General features: G+C 65.4%; 10 protein-coding genes. 1 reads left to right on the top strand and 9 read right to left on the bottom strand.

Annotation, left to right across the window (positions count from 1 at the left end; translation table 11 throughout):
- Positions 1-232 precede the first annotated feature (232 nt).
- The 9 genes from C380_RS05310 to C380_RS05350 form a co-directional block, all read right to left on the bottom strand.
- Positions 233-2,539: an NADP-dependent malic enzyme gene (locus C380_RS05310; RefSeq protein WP_015012861.1), complete on the bottom strand. Its 2,307-nt coding sequence runs from the start codon at positions 2,537-2,539 to the stop codon at positions 233-235.
- A gap of 461 nt (positions 2,540-3,000) precedes the next feature.
- A complete protein-coding gene (locus C380_RS05315; protein ID WP_015012862.1) occupies positions 3,001-4,488 on the bottom strand; it encodes a nucleobase:cation symporter-2 family protein in 1,488 nt (495 codons plus the stop codon).
- A gap of 196 nt (positions 4,489-4,684) precedes the next feature.
- Complete coding sequence (locus tag C380_RS05320) at positions 4,685-5,389, bottom strand: GntR family transcriptional regulator (protein WP_015012863.1); 705 nt, start codon at positions 5,387-5,389, stop codon at positions 4,685-4,687.
- Positions 5,390-5,427: 38 nt separating this feature from the next.
- Positions 5,428-6,708 (bottom strand): C4-dicarboxylate transporter DctA, encoded by a 1,281-nt coding sequence (locus tag C380_RS05325; protein ID WP_015012864.1) that lies wholly within the window; start codon positions 6,706-6,708, stop codon positions 5,428-5,430.
- Between the two features lie 193 nt (positions 6,709-6,901).
- Entirely contained in the window at positions 6,902-8,689 is a 1,788-nt protein-coding gene (gene ggt / locus C380_RS05330; RefSeq protein WP_015012865.1) for a gamma-glutamyltransferase, read from the bottom strand.
- 174 nt (positions 8,690-8,863) lie between these two features.
- Complete coding sequence (locus tag C380_RS05335) at positions 8,864-10,099, bottom strand: ArgE/DapE family deacylase (protein WP_015012866.1); 1,236 nt, start codon at positions 10,097-10,099, stop codon at positions 8,864-8,866.
- Positions 10,096-11,874, bottom strand: a complete 1,779-nt coding sequence (uraD, locus tag C380_RS05340) for a 2-oxo-4-hydroxy-4-carboxy-5-ureidoimidazoline decarboxylase (RefSeq protein WP_015012867.1) — start codon at positions 11,872-11,874, stop codon at positions 10,096-10,098. The genes C380_RS05335 and uraD overlap by 4 nt, the downstream gene beginning before the upstream one ends.
- Before the next feature lie 5 nt (positions 11,875-11,879).
- Positions 11,880-12,860, bottom strand: a complete 981-nt coding sequence (gene puuE / locus C380_RS05345) for an allantoinase PuuE (RefSeq protein WP_015012868.1) — start codon at positions 12,858-12,860, stop codon at positions 11,880-11,882.
- Between the two features lie 13 nt (positions 12,861-12,873).
- Positions 12,874-13,542, bottom strand: a complete 669-nt coding sequence (locus tag C380_RS05350) for a GntR family transcriptional regulator (RefSeq protein ID WP_015012869.1) — start codon at positions 13,540-13,542, stop codon at positions 12,874-12,876.
- 108 nt (positions 13,543-13,650) lie between these two features.
- On the opposite strand from C380_RS05350, the gene uraH reads away from it, so the two are divergent.
- On the top strand, positions 13,651-14,001 hold the full coding sequence (uraH, locus tag C380_RS05355; RefSeq protein WP_015012870.1) for a hydroxyisourate hydrolase: 351 nt from the start codon (positions 13,651-13,653) through the stop codon (positions 13,999-14,001).
- Positions 14,002-14,021: the final 20 nt, after the last annotated feature.

The following is a 14,021-nucleotide window of genomic DNA, read 5'->3' on the forward strand; positions in this document are numbered from 1 at the left end:
GGCCCCATCCAGGGGCCATGCACCTGCAGTCAGCAAAAACGATGCCCGGTTTGCGGATGCGGGTGTTTTGCCGTGCCCCATTGTTCACCGAAGTGGTGCATGCCAGCATGCTGGGTTTCCCGAAATGGTGCGAGTGCGGTGCAAGGGGTTGTCGCACGCAAAAAAAAACGGGGCCCAGGGGCCCCGTTGACTCGGTGTGCAGGCCGGCCAGCGCAAGGTCGGCACGGCACTTTCAGCGTGGCCGGGTGGCAGCGCTGGCCACGGCCAGGGCCGTCATGTTGAGCACGCGGCGCACGGTGGCGGCCGGGGTCAGGATGTAGGCCGTGGCAGCGGCGCCCATCAGGATGGGGCCCACCGTGACGCCACCGCTGGTGGTGGTCTTGAGCACGTTGTAGAGGATGTTGGCGGCATCCAGGTTGGGGCAGATCAGCAGGTTGGCCGAGTCCGTCAGGGTCGAGTCCGCCATGTAGGCGTTGCGGATGTTCGGCTCCAGCGCGGCATCGCCGTGCAGCTCGCCGTCGCACTCGATCTCGGGGTGGGCGGCCACGAACAGGTCGCGTGCCTCGCGCATCTTGCGGGCCGATGCGCGCTTGGACGAGCCATAGCTGGAGTGCGACAGGAAGGCGACCTTGGGCGGGATGCCAAAGCGCTGCACCTCCTGCACCGACATCCAGGCGATGTCCGCCAGCTGCTGGGCCGTGGGGTCTTCGTTCACGTAGGTGTCGGCAATGAACAGCGTGCCCCGGTTGGTCATCAGCGCGTTCAGCGCGGCGTAGTTGTTGGCGCCTTCCTGGCGGCCGATGATGCTGTGGATACGCTCCAGGTGCGTCTCGTACGTGCCCACCAGGCCGCAGATCATGGCGTCGGCATCACCCAGCTTCACCATCAGCGAGGCGATGATGGTGTTGGACCGGCGCACAGCAGCCTTGGCCACTTCGGGCGAGGCACCGTTGCGCTTCATCAGCTGGTGGTAGTGCTCCCAGTACTGGCGGAAGCGCGGGTCGTCCTCAGGGTTGCACACCTCTACGTCCTTGCCCAGCTGCATGCGCAGGCCGGCCTTGGCAATGCGCGCGGCAATCACGGCGGGGCGGCCGATGAGGATGGGGTGGGCTATCTTGTCGTCAATCGCCATCTGCGCGGCGCGCAGGGCGCGCTCGTCTTCACCGTCGGCGTAGGCCACGCGCTTTTGCGCATCGGGCAGGGCCTTGGCCGCGTTGATCACGGGGCGCATCAGCATGCCGGTCTGGTAAACAAAGCGCGACAGCGTTTCCTTGTAGGCCTCCATGTCTTCGATGGGGCGCGTGGCCACGCCGGATTCGGCGGCGGCCTTGGCCACGGCGGGCGCGATCTTGAGGATCAGGCGCGAGTCGAAGGGTGTGGGGATCAGGTAGTCGGGGCCGAAGGTCAGCTCTTTGCCCGCATAGGCGCTGGCCACTTCTTCGCTGATGTCGGCCTTGGCCAGGTCGGCGATCTGGCGCACGCAGGCCAGCTTCATGGCCTCGGTGATCTTGGTGGCGCCGCAGTCCAGCGCGCCGCGGAAGATGTACGGGAAGCACAGCACGTTGTTGACCTGGTTCGGGTAGTCTGAGCGGCCCGTGGCGATGATGCAGTCAGGGCGAATGGCCTTGGCCAGTTCGGGGCGGATTTCGGGCTCGGGGTTCGCCAGGGCCAGGATGATGGGCTTCGGCGCCATGGTCTTGACCATCTCGGCCGTGAGCACGCCGGGGGCCGAGCAGCCCAGGAACACGTCGGCGCCGTTGACCGCATCGGCCAGCGTGCGGGCGTCGGTCTTTTGCGCGTAGGCCGCTTTCGATTCGTCGTAGCCGCCGGGGCGGCCTTCGTAGATCACGCCCTTGGAGTCGCACACAAAAATGTTCTCGACCTTCACGCCCAGGCCCACCATCACGTTCAGGCAGGCAATGGCGGCAGCGCCCGCGCCCGACACGGCAATCTTGACCTGGTCGATCTGCTTGCCCACCAGCTCCAGGCCGTTGAGCAGCGCTGCGCTGCTGATGATGGCCGTGCCGTGCTGGTCGTCATGGAACACCGGGATGTTCATGCGCTTGCTGAGTTCGCGCTCGATGTAGAAGCACTCGGGCGCCTTGATGTCTTCGAGGTTGATGCCGCCCAGCGTGGGCTCCAGCGCCGCGATGATCTCGATGAGCTTGTCGGGGTCGCGCTCGGCCAGTTCGATGTCGAACACATCGACACCGGCAAACTTCTTGAACAGGCAGCCCTTGCCTTCCATCACTGGCTTGCTGGCCAGTGGGCCGATGTCGCCCAGGCCCAGCACGGCCGTGCCGTTGGTGATCACCGCAACCAGGTTGCCGCGCGAGGTGAAGTCAAACGCCTTGGAGGGGTCGGCAGCGATGTCGAGGCACGGGTAGGCCACACCCGGCGAGTAGGCCAGCGACAGGTCGCGCTGGTTGGACAAAGGCTTGGTGGGGGTGACCGAAATCTTGCCCCGGGTGGGGTTGCGGTGGTATTCGCGCGCAGCGTCGCGCAGGGCCTGTTCGGCGGCGGAAATGTTCTGTGTCATGCGGAAATCCTGGAAGTCCTGGGCGGAAAGCGAAAACAAGGGTACCCGATGGCGTGGGCGGCTGGCATGCAGGTTTATGCGGATGCAGCATAAGAGCCTGTTCAAAGTCTTTTTGGAGTCGCACAAGTCCCTTGCCGGGATGGGATGCAAGGCGCGGTGCGCTGCCGATAGCCCGTGCTATCGGCAAGCTTTGCTCCGCCGCAGACCGCCCGGCAAGGCACTTGCCCGAAGGTGGGAGTGAAATCGGGCCGATGAACTTGGAGTTTTGGCGCCCCGGCTGCTTGCATGGGCACGAACCCATGCGGCGCACCCGACGCATCCACTCCTCCCGATTGCACTCCAATGCGATCTCCAAAAAGACTTTGAACAGGCTCTAAAGCCAAAACCCCCTGACAGCCGTGGCGGACAGGGGGCGGGCCACGCGGGCGGTGGCGGGTTTTCGGCAGCGGGCAGGCGGGATGCTAGTGGGCGTCGGCCTGGCGTGCGGCGTTGACAGCGGCGGAGGTGTCGCGGCTGGCGCCATTGAAGAAAACGTTCAGGGCCACCGCCGTGATCGAGGCCAGGAGGATACCGGATTCGATCAAGGGGTGGATGGCATGCGGCATCCACTGGCGGAAGTTGGGCGCGATCAGCGGCACCATGCCCACGCCGATGGAGACGGCCACGATCATGGCGTTGAAGCGGTTGGTCTTGAAGTCCACCCCGCCCAGGATGCGGATGCCCGTGGCCGCCACCATGCCGAACATCACCAGCCCCGCGCCGCCCAGCACCATGGTGGGCAGCGACTCGACCAGCGCGGCCATCTTGGGCAGCACACCCAGCACGATCAGGATCACACCGCCGGCCACACACACAAAGCGGCTCTTGACGCCGGTGACGGCCACCAGGCCCACGTTCTGCGAGAAGCTGGTGTACGGAAAGGTGTTGAAGATGCCGCCCAGCAGCGTGCCCAGGCCGTCGGTGCGCAGGCCGCGCGTGAGGGCGGCCTGGTCCACCTTGCGGTCGGTCATCTCGCCCAGGGCGAGGAACATGCCGGTGGATTCGATCATGACCACGATCATCACCAGGGTCATGGTCAGGATCAGGATGGGGTCGAACACGGGGCCGGCAATCTCGAACGGCAGCACCAGGTCAAACCACTGCGCCTTGGCCACCTTGTCGAAGTTCATCAGCCCCATGCCCACGGCAACCACCGCGCCGATCACGATGCCCAGCAGCACCGAGATGTTGGCAATGAAGCCCTTGGCAAACTTGGCAATTAGCAAGATGGACAGCAGCACCAGGCCCGAGATGCCCACACCGGTCAGGTCTGCGTACTTGGGGTTGGGCACCGTGGGCACCACGGCAAAGCCCTTGGGGACCGGCGGCAGCGATGAACCGGGTGCACCCGCCGCTGCCTGCGCCTCTGCCAGCCATTTGAGGTGCTCGGGGTTGGGCACGCTGGGCGCTGTGGGGCCCACGGGGTTGCCAAAGATCCAGTTGATGCCCACGCGCATCAGGCTGATGCCGATGACTGCGATGATGGTGCCGGTGACCACGGGCGGGAAGAAGCGGAGCATGCGGCTGACCAGCGGTGCGATCAGGATGGAGATCACACCCGCGCCGATCACCGAGCCAAAGATCAGCCCGGCCCCGGCCGTGCCACCCGTGCTCTGCGCCATCGAAATCATGGGCGCCACCGAGGCAAAGGTCACCCCCATCATCACCGGCAGCTGAATGCCAAACCAGCGCGAGGCGCCCAGCGCCTGGATCAGCGTGACCAGCCCGCACACAAACAGGTCGGCCGAGATCAGTTTGGCCACTTGGTCGGGCGTGAGGTTGAGCGCGCGGCCCACGATGAGCGGCACCGCCACGGCGCCCGCATACATCACCAGCACATGCTGCAGGCCCAGCGCCGTCAGTCGCCCCAGGGGCAGGTGTTCGTCCACGGGGTGTACGGGCGGGTTCATGGGTGTCCTTCGGCGGGTTGGGGGTGTGAATACGAAAGGAACACGGGCACCGGATGGTGCACAAATGTCCATACAAAAATCGTATACAAAATGACCGGACGCGCTTATCCCGGTTAACCCTTAGGGACGCAGCAATTTCCCGCCTGCCGTGGTGGAGGCGGTTGGACGGTGGGTGGCCTGGGTGCCTTCGGTGTGGCTAGCCCGGGTCCGTAGCTGCCGCCTTGGTGCGTGGGCTGGTCAGCGGCGCCAGCGATTCCCGCAGCCGGTCGCGCACCAGCGGCTGGCCGGGGTTGAGGGCACCTTCCACCTGGCCGATGTGGGCCAGCATGCGCTCGCGGGCCAGGGTGGTGTTGCCGGCCTCCAGCGCCTCGACGATGGCGGCGTGTTCGGCGCAGGACTGGCTGGCCGCGTGCTGCGATTGGTAGAGCGATGCGGCCAGGGTGGTGCGCGCCGTGAGGTCACGCAGGATGTCGCTCAGGCTGCGGTGGCCCATCGCCTCGGCCAGGCAGACGTGGAAGTCTGCGAGCAGAAAGGCGCGGGTGGCAGCGTCCGCCCCTTCGATGGCCTGTTGTTCGTCGGCGATGTGCGCACGCAGGCGGCGGGTCACGCTTTGCAGCGGTCGGCCCGCATCGGCCAGGATGCCTGATTCGATGATGCGCCGGGCGGAGAACGCGTCGCGCGCATCCTCCACCGAAGGCTCCACCACGTACCAGCCCCGGCGCGAGCGCACTTCCACAAAGCCCCGTGCCTGCAGCTGCATCAGGGCCTCGCGCACCAGCGTGCGGCTCACGCCGAACAGATCGGCCAGCTCCTGCTCGCCCAGGCGCTCGCCGGGCGAGAGTTTTTGCGCGAGGATGGATTCCACCACCTGCTGGGCGATCTGGGTCTGGTTGATGCTCATGGCCGGATTGTCGCGTGCTGCAAAGGTGCGGTGCCCGATCAGGCGCGTGGCATGGGTGGCTCGCGGCCGTCGAGCACGGCATGGGCGCGTTCGCGGTCGATGTCGCCCTCCCACGCCGCCACGGCCACGGTGGCGACGCAGTTGCCAATGAGGTTGCCCAGCGCGCGGGCGATGCCCATGAACCAGTCCACCGACAGCACCAGCACCAGGCCAATCGCCGGAATGGCAGGGATGGCCTGCAAGGTGGCGGCCAGCACGACGATGGCCGAGCCGGGTACGCCGTGTGCGCCCTTGGAGGTGACCAGCGAGATCGCCAGGATGGTCAGCAGGTCGGCCATGGAAATCGGCGTGTTGGTGGCCTGGGCGATGAACACGGCCGCCAGCGTGATGTAGATCGAGAACGCGTCCAGGTTGAACGAGTAGCCGGTGGGGATCACCAGGCCCACGGTGGAGTCGCGGATGCCCATGTGCTTGAGCTTGGCCATGACTTGCGGCAACACGCTGTCGGACGACGTGGTGGCAAACACCACGGCCAGCTCCTCGCGCAGATAGCGCAGCAGCTTGAACAGGCTGAAGCCCGACACCCGCATGATGAGGCCCAGCACCACCACGACGAAAATGACTACCGCAGCGTAGAACAGCGCCACCAGCATGCCCAGCTGCTTGAGGGAGCCCAGGCCGTATTTGCCCACGGTGAAGGCGATGGCCCCCAGCACACCCAGCGGAGCCAGCTTGATGATCAGACCCATGGTCTTGAACAGCACATGCGACAGGTCATCGATCAGGCCGGTGACCCGCGCCCCGCGCTCACCGATCAATGCCAGGGCGCAGCCAAAAACGATGGAGAACAGCAGGACCTGCAGCACATCGCCGTTGGCAAACGCGCTCACGGCGGTAGTGGGGATGAGCTTGAGCAAGAAGTCGGTGAAGCCGCCGCCAGTGAGCTTGCTGGCGTTCTCGGCATAGGCGCCCATGGCTTTGGGGTCGAGCGCCTTGGGGTCCACGTTCATGCCCACACCGGGCTCGAACCAGAACGCCAGCGCCAGGCCCAGCACCAGGGCGATGGAGGTGACCACCTCAAAGTAGATCAGCGATTTGACGCCCACCCGGCCCACCCGCTTCAGGTCGCCCGTGCCGGCGATGCCGTGCACGACCACGCAGAACACGATGAGCGGGATCAGCATCTTGATGAGCTTGATGAAGCCGTCGCCCAGGGGCTTGAGCGCGATGGCGGTGTCGGGCCACACCAGGCCCACCACCACACCGGCTATCAAGGCCAGCACCACCTGGCCAAAAAGGGATTTGAAAAACCGGGGCATGCCAACTCCTTCAGTAGCTTTTTGAACGCAAATCTTGCATACAAGAAATGTAGGCAAGTCTGAAGGGCGGCGTATGAGGGTATGCCCGCATGCTGTCGCGAAGGGCTCAATGAAAAAAGGCCACACCTTTAGAGGGCGTGGCCTTGCAAAGGCTGACAGGCGCAGTTAGCCCGCATTAGGCGGACCCTGGCAATCAGTAGCCGAGGGTCTTGCCGTCGGGGTTGCGCGGGTCCGAGTAGCCGTACAGCGCGCCACCGCGGATCTGGATGGTCTGCGTGCGGCCCATTGAGGGCTTGACCGCGATGTTGTGACCGCGCTGCTTGAGCAGGGCGATGGTGTCGGGCGACAGGCCCTTTTCCACGCGCAGCTCGTCGGGCGTCCACTGGTGGTGTACGCGGGGTGCGGCAGCGGCCTCGGCGGGGTTCATGCCAAAGTCGATGGTGTTGACCACTGTCTGCAGCACCGTGGTGATGATGCGCGCGCCGCCGGGGCTGCCGGTCACCAGCGTGGGCTTGCCGTCCTTCAGCACCAAGGTGGGCGTCATGGACGACAGGGGGCGCTTCTTGGCGGCCACGGCGTTGGCGTCACCGCCGACCAGCCCGTAGGCATTAGCCACGCCGGGCTTGGCCGAGAAGTCGTCCATCTCGTTGTTGAGCAGGATGCCTGTGCCCTTGGCCACGATGCCGCTGCCGAAGTTGGTGTTGAGCGTATAAGTCACGGCCACGGCGTTGCCCGCCTTGTCCACCACGCTGTAGTGGGTGGTCTGGTCGCTCTCATACGGCTGGGGCTGGCCGGGCTTGATCTCCTTGGCCGGGCGTGCGCGGTTGGGGTCGATGCCCTTGGCCAGCGATTCGGCATAGCGCTTGGAGGTCAGGCCCTTGAGCGGGATCTTCACGAAATCCGGGTCGCCCAGGTATTCGGAGCGGTCGGCATACGCCAGTTTGCTGCTCTCGGCCATGTGGTGGATGGTCTGCGCGCTGTTGGGACCCCACTGGGCCAGGGGCAGCGGCTCCAGCATGTTCAGAATCTGCACCAAGTGCGGGCCGCCCGAGGAGGGTGGGGGCATGGTCACGATCTCGTAGCCGCGGTAGGTGCCACGCGTGGGTGCGCGCTCCACCACCTTGTACTCGCGCAAATCCTGCAGCGTGATGGCGCCCGCGTGGGGTGCCATTTCGGCCGCGATCTTCTGGGCGATCTCGCCTTCGTAGAACGCCTTGGCGCCCTGCTGGGCAATCAGGCGCATGGACTGCGCCAAGTCTTTTTGTACCAGTGGGTCGCCCACCTTCAGCGGTTCGCCGTTCTTCCAGAAGATGGCCTGGGTGGCGGGCCACTTGCCCATGTTCTTCTTCTCTTGCTGCAGGATCTTGGCGAGCGTTTCGCTCACCGGGAAGCCCTTGTCTGCCAGCTCGATGGCCGGGGCGATCACACGCGACAGGGGCAGGGTGCCCCAGCTCTTGAGCGCGTGTTCCATACCGGCCACGGTGCCGGGCACGCCCACGGCGTAGTGGGTGTACAGCGACTTGCCGTCCACCACATTGCCTTTGGCATCCAGGTACATGTCCCGCGTGGCTTTGATGGGTGCTACTTCGCGGAAGTCCAGGGCCACGCTCTTGCCGGTCTTGGCGTCGTGCACCATCATGAAACCGCCGCCGCCCAGGTTGCCTGCGTTGGGCAGGGCCACGGCCAGCGCAAAGCCAATGCCGACGGCGGCATCCACCGCATTGCCACCGGCCTTGAGGATGTCCAGGCCGATCTGCGAGGCCAGTTCCTGCTCGGTGGCCACCATGCCGTTGCGTGCCACCACGGGGTGGAACACATCCATGTCGAAGTCGTAGGCTGCGCTGGCGGCCTGGGTAGAGGCGGTCTGCTGTACTGCGGCTACCGGCTGAGCCTTGGCCACCGGCGGCGTGCTGCCGCAGGCCGTGAGGCTGGCCAGGGCCAGCACAACGCTGCCAGCCAGCAGCGTATGGCGAATGTTCATGGGATATCTCCTGGTGTATGGAATCTGGAAATGACAACGGGCGCACCCAGTCGATGGATGCGCCCGCGCCAGTGTAGGTTGGTCAAGGGGCTGTCAGAGGCAATCTAGTCATGACATTGCAGCGCAGCACTGATGTGCTGCATGCATGATTCAACCTCAATACCCTGCGGGCCTTCAGGCGAGCAAGTCGCTCAATGTCCGCGCGATCACCTTGGTGGCCCGGCGCAGGTCTTCGAGCTGCAGGCGCTCGTCGGCGCGCTTGGCGTGCGATTCGAGCACGGTGCGGGGGCCGGCGCCGTAGATCACGCCGGGAATGCCGCGCTCCACATACAGGCGCACATCGGTGTAAAGCGGCGTGCCCACGGCCGGGACCGGTTCGCCGATCACGGCTTGGGCATGTTGCTGGATCGCATCGACCAGGGGCTTGTTGCCCGCCAGCGGCGTCATCGCGTTGGCCAGCAGCAGGCGCTTGATCTCCACGCTGATACCGGCGCGCTCGCCTGCGGCCTGTTCGATCACGCGGCGGATGGTGGCTTCGACCTCCACCGGGTTTTCTTCGGGGATCATGCGGCGGTCGAGCTTGAACATCACCTTGCCGGGCACGACATTGGTGTTGGTCCCGCCCTCGATGCGGCCCACGTTCAGGTAGGGGTGCTTGATCCCCTCGACCTTGGACGTGACCTTCTTGTACTCATCGTTCTGCGCGTACAGCGCGTTCAGGATGTGCACGGCGCCCTGCAGGGCGTCCACGCCGGTGTGGGGCACGGCGGCGTGGGCCATCTTGCCGTGCACCGTCACTTCCATCTGCAGGCAGCCGTTGTGGGCGGTGACCACTTCATAGCTGAAGCCCGCGGCAATCATCAGGTCCGGCTTGGTCAGCCCCTTTTGCAGCAGCCAGCCGGGGCCCAGTTCACCGCCAAACTCTTCGTCGTAGGTGAAGTGCAGCTCTACCGCGCCCTGGGCGGGCCTGGCCACGGCTTCGAGAGCACGCACCGCAAAGGTGAAACTTGCAAAGTCGCTCTTGCTCACGGCGGTGGCGCGGCCGTACATGGCGCCATCGACGATCTCGGCGCCGTAGGGGTCGTGCGTCCAGCCTTCGCCGGGCGGCACCACGTCGCCGTGGGCGTTCAGGGCGATGGTCTTGCCGCCGCTGCCGTATGGTCTGCGCACGATGAGGTTGGTGATGGACTCCATGCCGTAGGCCTGCACATCGGCAGTGGGCACGGCATGCTTTTCGGCCTCGTAGCCAAAGTCCTTCAGCAGCTCTGCCGTGCGTTCGGCGTGGGGCGCGTTGTTGCCCGGGGGCGTGTCGGTGGGCACGCGCACGAGGGCCTGCAGAAAGCGCACTTCTTCGTCAAAGTGCTGGTCGATCCAGGCGTCCAGCGCGGCGTGGTGGTTCGGGGTGGTCATGGTTGTTGTTCCTCGGCAAGCTGGTGCAGCACCTGGGTGAAGGCGTCCACGGCCAGTTGCATGTCGTTGTTGGTGGTGGATTCGAGCGGGTTGTGGCTAATGCCGGAGTTTTCTCCGCGCACAAACAGCATGGCCTGCGGCATGATTTCGTGCAGCTTCATCGCATCGTGGCCTGCGCCACTGGGCATGCGGAACACGGGCACGCCCAGGTGGTCCACCGCGCGCTCCCAATGGTGCTGCAGCGCCGGTGCGCTGGGGGCTGCGGCGGCGCGCATGGATTCTTCCAGCGTGTAGCGCAGGCCTCGCCGGGCGGCGATCTGGCCCAGGTGGTCCAGCACATCGCGCACCAGCGCGTCGCGTTGCGGGTCGGTGGGCGCACGCAGGTCCAGGCTGAACTGGCAGCGTCCCGGCACCACATTGATGGAGCCGCCGGGCACGTTGAGCAGGCCTATCGTGCCCACCGAGTCTCCGTCCTGGGCGGCGCGCTGCTCGATGTACAGCGCCAGCTCTGCCACCGCCACGGCCGCATCGCGGCGGCGGTCCATGGGGGTGGTGCCTGCGTGGCTGGCGGTGCCGATCATTTCGCCCACAAACCGCACACCCCCGTTGATGGAGGTGACCACGCCCAGCGGCAGGTCCAGCTCGTTGAGCACCGGGCCCTGTTCGATGTGGACTTCAATAAAGCCCAAGTACTGGGCCGGGTCGCGTTGCAGCTTGGCGATGTCGTCAATGCAAAGCCCCGCGTGCTGCATGGCCGCGCGCATGGTCACGCCGTCGGCATCCTTCTGGTCCAGCCAAGCGGGGTTGAAGTGTCCGATGAGCGCGCCCGAACCCAGGAAGGTGGCCTTGTAGCGCTGGCCTTCTTCTTCGGCAAAGGCAATCACCTCGATGCCGAACGGCAGACGCTTGCCCGCGCGGTGCAGTTCGCGCACGCAGGCCATGGGCACAAAAATGCCCAGGCGCCCGTCGTACTTGCCGCCGTTGCGCACGGTGTCGTAGTGCGAGCCGGTCATGAGGTACTTGGCACCGGGTGTGGCGGCGCGATACCGTCCCACCACGTTGCCCACGGCGTCCACCTCGACCTCGTCAAAGCCGCAGTCGCGCATCCAGTGGCTGATGCGCTGGGCGCAGGCGCGGTGGGCGTCGGTGAGGTAGGTGACGGTGAGCTGGCCCTTTTCGGCAAAGCCGGGGTCGGAGTGTTCGGCCAGCTTTTCATGCCAGTCCCACACGTCATTGCCCAGCACAGGTTCGGCGGCGAACTTGTCGTTCAGGCGGATCTCGGCGATGCGGTGGATGTTGCGCAAGGCCTCTGCCACCTCGAACTCCGGGTGGTTGTCGAGCCGCCGCGCAAAGGTATCGATGATCTGCTGCTTGTTCAGCCCCGCGCCGCGCGGACCGCGCACGGCCAGAATGAAGGGGAAGCCAAAGCGGGCGTTGTAGTCCGCATTGAGCTGCTGGATGCGCGCAAATTCTTCGGGCGTGCACTGCGTCAGGCCCGCCTTGGACTGCTCGTTGGTCGATTCGGCGGTGAGGCTTTTCGCCACCATTGCCTTGCCCGCCAGTTCGGGGTGGGCGCGGATCAGGCCCAGCTGCGCCTCGGTGCTGGCGGTGCGCACCGCGTGAGCCAGGGCGTGCTTGAGGTGTGCCAGCGAGCGAAACGGCCGCTGGGCAAGCGCCTGTTCGGCAATCCAGGGGGAATGCTCGTACACGCCGTCCAGCGCCTCCAGGGCCTGCGCGGGCGTGGCAGCGTTCAGTTGGTCAAGGGTCCATGCCATGGTCGTCAGGCCTTTGTGGTGGGGTAGGGGTGCACGGCCTTCCAGTGGCGCGCGATGTCGATACGGCGGGCCACCCACACCTTGTCGTGCTGCGCGATGTGGTCCAGAAAGCGCTGCAGCGCCGTGATGCGGCCCGGGCGGCCCAGCAGGCGGCAGTGCATGCCAATGCTCATCATCTTGGGCGCGTTGTCGCCGGCCGGGTCGCCCTCGGCATACAGCGCGTCGAAGGTGTCCTTCATGTACTGGAAGAACGGGTCGGCGTGCGAGTAGCCCTGGGGCAGCGCAAAGCGCATGTCATTGCAGTCCAGCGTGTAGGGCACGATGAGCTGAGGCACCACGCTGCCGTCGGTTTTTTGCACCTTCATCCAGAAGGGTAGGTCGTCGCCGTAGTAGTCGCTGTCGTATTCAAAGCCACCGTAGTCAGCCACCAGGCGGTGGGTGTTGGGGCTGTCGCGGCCGGTGTACCAGCCCAGGCCATGTACATGGTCTTGCGAACTTCCTCTTGCGCCCGTCATGCGTTGGATGATATCCATCGCCTCTTGCATATGGGCGCGTTCCACCTCTTCGGGGATGTGCTGGTAATGGATCCACTTGAGGCCATGGCAGGCAATCTCGTGGCCCAACTCCACAAAGGCTGCCGTGAGATCGGGGTGGCGCTGCAGGGCTGTGGACACGCCAAACACCGTGAGGGGCAGTTGGCGCTTTTCAAACTCGCGCAGGATGCGCCACACGCCAGCACGCGAGCCGTATTCATAGATGCCCTCCATGCTCATGTGCCGCTCGGGGTAGCTGGCCGGGTTGAACATTTCGGACAGGAACTGCTCGCTGCCCGCATCGCCATGCAGCACCGCGTTTTCGCCGCCTTCTTCGTAGTTCAGGACGAATTGCACGGCAATGCGCGCGCCACCGGGCCACTGGGCGTGGGGCGGTGTCTTGCCGTAGCCGATGAGGTCGCGGGGGTAGGCCTGGGTGGTGTCGTAGATCATGGTGGGGTGGTTTTCAAGAGGCCAATGCGGCGGCCAGGTCACTGGCCGGGCGCTTGCGGTCAAAGGTCAGGCTGGCTTCGACATGTTCGAGGTGGCTTTGCATCAGGGCCACCGCGCGCTCCTCGTCGCGCGCGGCCAGGGCCGCCACGATGTCGGCATGCTCCTCGTGCGAGTGCTCGGCCGCGCTGGCCGACTGGTACATCAGCGTGATGAGGGCACAGCGCGAGATCAGGTCGCCCAGCATCTGCGCCAGCACCTCGTTGCCCATCAGTTCGGCCATGCGCACATGGAAGTCGCCGAGCAACTCGGTACGGGTGCTGGCGTCGTGGGTGCCCATGGCGGCCTTCTCGCTGGCCACGTGGGCGCGCAGGGCCTTGAGCTTGGCGGGCGTCACGCTGCGCACAAAGGCGCGGGTCATCTCGGTCTCCAGCATGCGGCGGACGGCAAACACCTGGCGCGCCTCCTCGACCGAGGGCGTCGCCACAAATGCGCCCCGCGCGGGCTCCAGCGTGACCAGGCGGTTTTGCGCCAGCTGGAACAGCGCCTGGCGCACCAGCGTGCGCGACACGCCAAAGTGGTCGGCCAGCTTTTGCTCGGCCAGCTTGGTGCCGGGTTGCAGGCGGTGTTCTACGATGGCGCGGGTCAGCGCTTCGACGATGGCGCTGGTGGAGGAAGATTCCATGGCTGCATGATACGGTGGATGGAGAAAAGTGTATACACTTTTGGTCTACACACTGCGATCTGGCAATCGTCGCCGATTGGACAGACTCTTACTTCAGGAGATTCCCCCATGGGATTGAGCACCCACGTTCTTGACACCATGAACGGCTGCCCTGCGGCCGGTATGGAAGTGGCCCTGTATTCCACCGACGGCGACAACGCCACCCTCATCAAGCGCCTGGTGCTGAACCATGACGGCCGCACCGATGCGCCGCTGTTCGACAACGCCAGCCTGCGCACCGGCACGTACCGGCTGCGCTTTGATGTGGCGGGCTATTTCAAGGCCCGGGGCGTGCAGCTGCCCGAACCCAATTTTCTGAACCAGGTGAGCCTGGACTTCGGCATTGCGCACGCCGACCAGCACTACCACGTGCCGCTGCTGGTCAGCCCCTGGAGCTATTCGACCTACCGGGGCTCGTAGCAAGCGCTGCCAGAAGGCGG

The sequence above is a fragment of the Acidovorax sp. KKS102 genome, assembly GCF_000302535.1.
GTDB lineage: Bacteria > Pseudomonadota > Gammaproteobacteria > Burkholderiales > Burkholderiaceae_C > Acidovorax.

Excerpts from the sequence above, each read along its gene's own strand:
- ggt (WP_015012865.1), bottom strand. The coding sequence starts at position 8,689 with ATGAACATTCGCCATACGCTGCTGGCTGGCAGCGTTGTGCTGGCCCTG.
- C380_RS05310 (WP_015012861.1), bottom strand. The coding sequence starts at position 2,539 with ATGACACAGAACATTTCCGCCGCCGAACAGGCCCTGCGCGACGCTGCG.
- uraH (WP_015012870.1), top strand. The coding sequence starts at position 13,651 with ATGGGATTGAGCACCCACGTTCTTGACACCATGAACGGCTGCCCTGCG.
- C380_RS05335 (WP_015012866.1), bottom strand. The coding sequence starts at position 10,099 with ATGACCACCCCGAACCACCACGCCGCGCTGGACGCCTGGATCGACCAG.
- uraD (WP_015012867.1), bottom strand. The coding sequence starts at position 11,874 with ATGGCATGGACCCTTGACCAACTGAACGCTGCCACGCCCGCGCAGGCC.
- puuE (WP_015012868.1), bottom strand. The coding sequence starts at position 12,860 with ATGATCTACGACACCACCCAGGCCTACCCCCGCGACCTCATCGGCTAC.
- C380_RS05315 (WP_015012862.1), bottom strand. The coding sequence starts at position 4,488 with ATGAACCCGCCCGTACACCCCGTGGACGAACACCTGCCCCTGGGGCGA.
- C380_RS05320 (WP_015012863.1), bottom strand. The coding sequence starts at position 5,389 with ATGAGCATCAACCAGACCCAGATCGCCCAGCAGGTGGTGGAATCCATC.
- C380_RS05350 (WP_015012869.1), bottom strand. The coding sequence starts at position 13,542 with ATGGAATCTTCCTCCACCAGCGCCATCGTCGAAGCGCTGACCCGCGCC.
- C380_RS05325 (WP_015012864.1), bottom strand. The coding sequence starts at position 6,708 with ATGCCCCGGTTTTTCAAATCCCTTTTTGGCCAGGTGGTGCTGGCCTTG.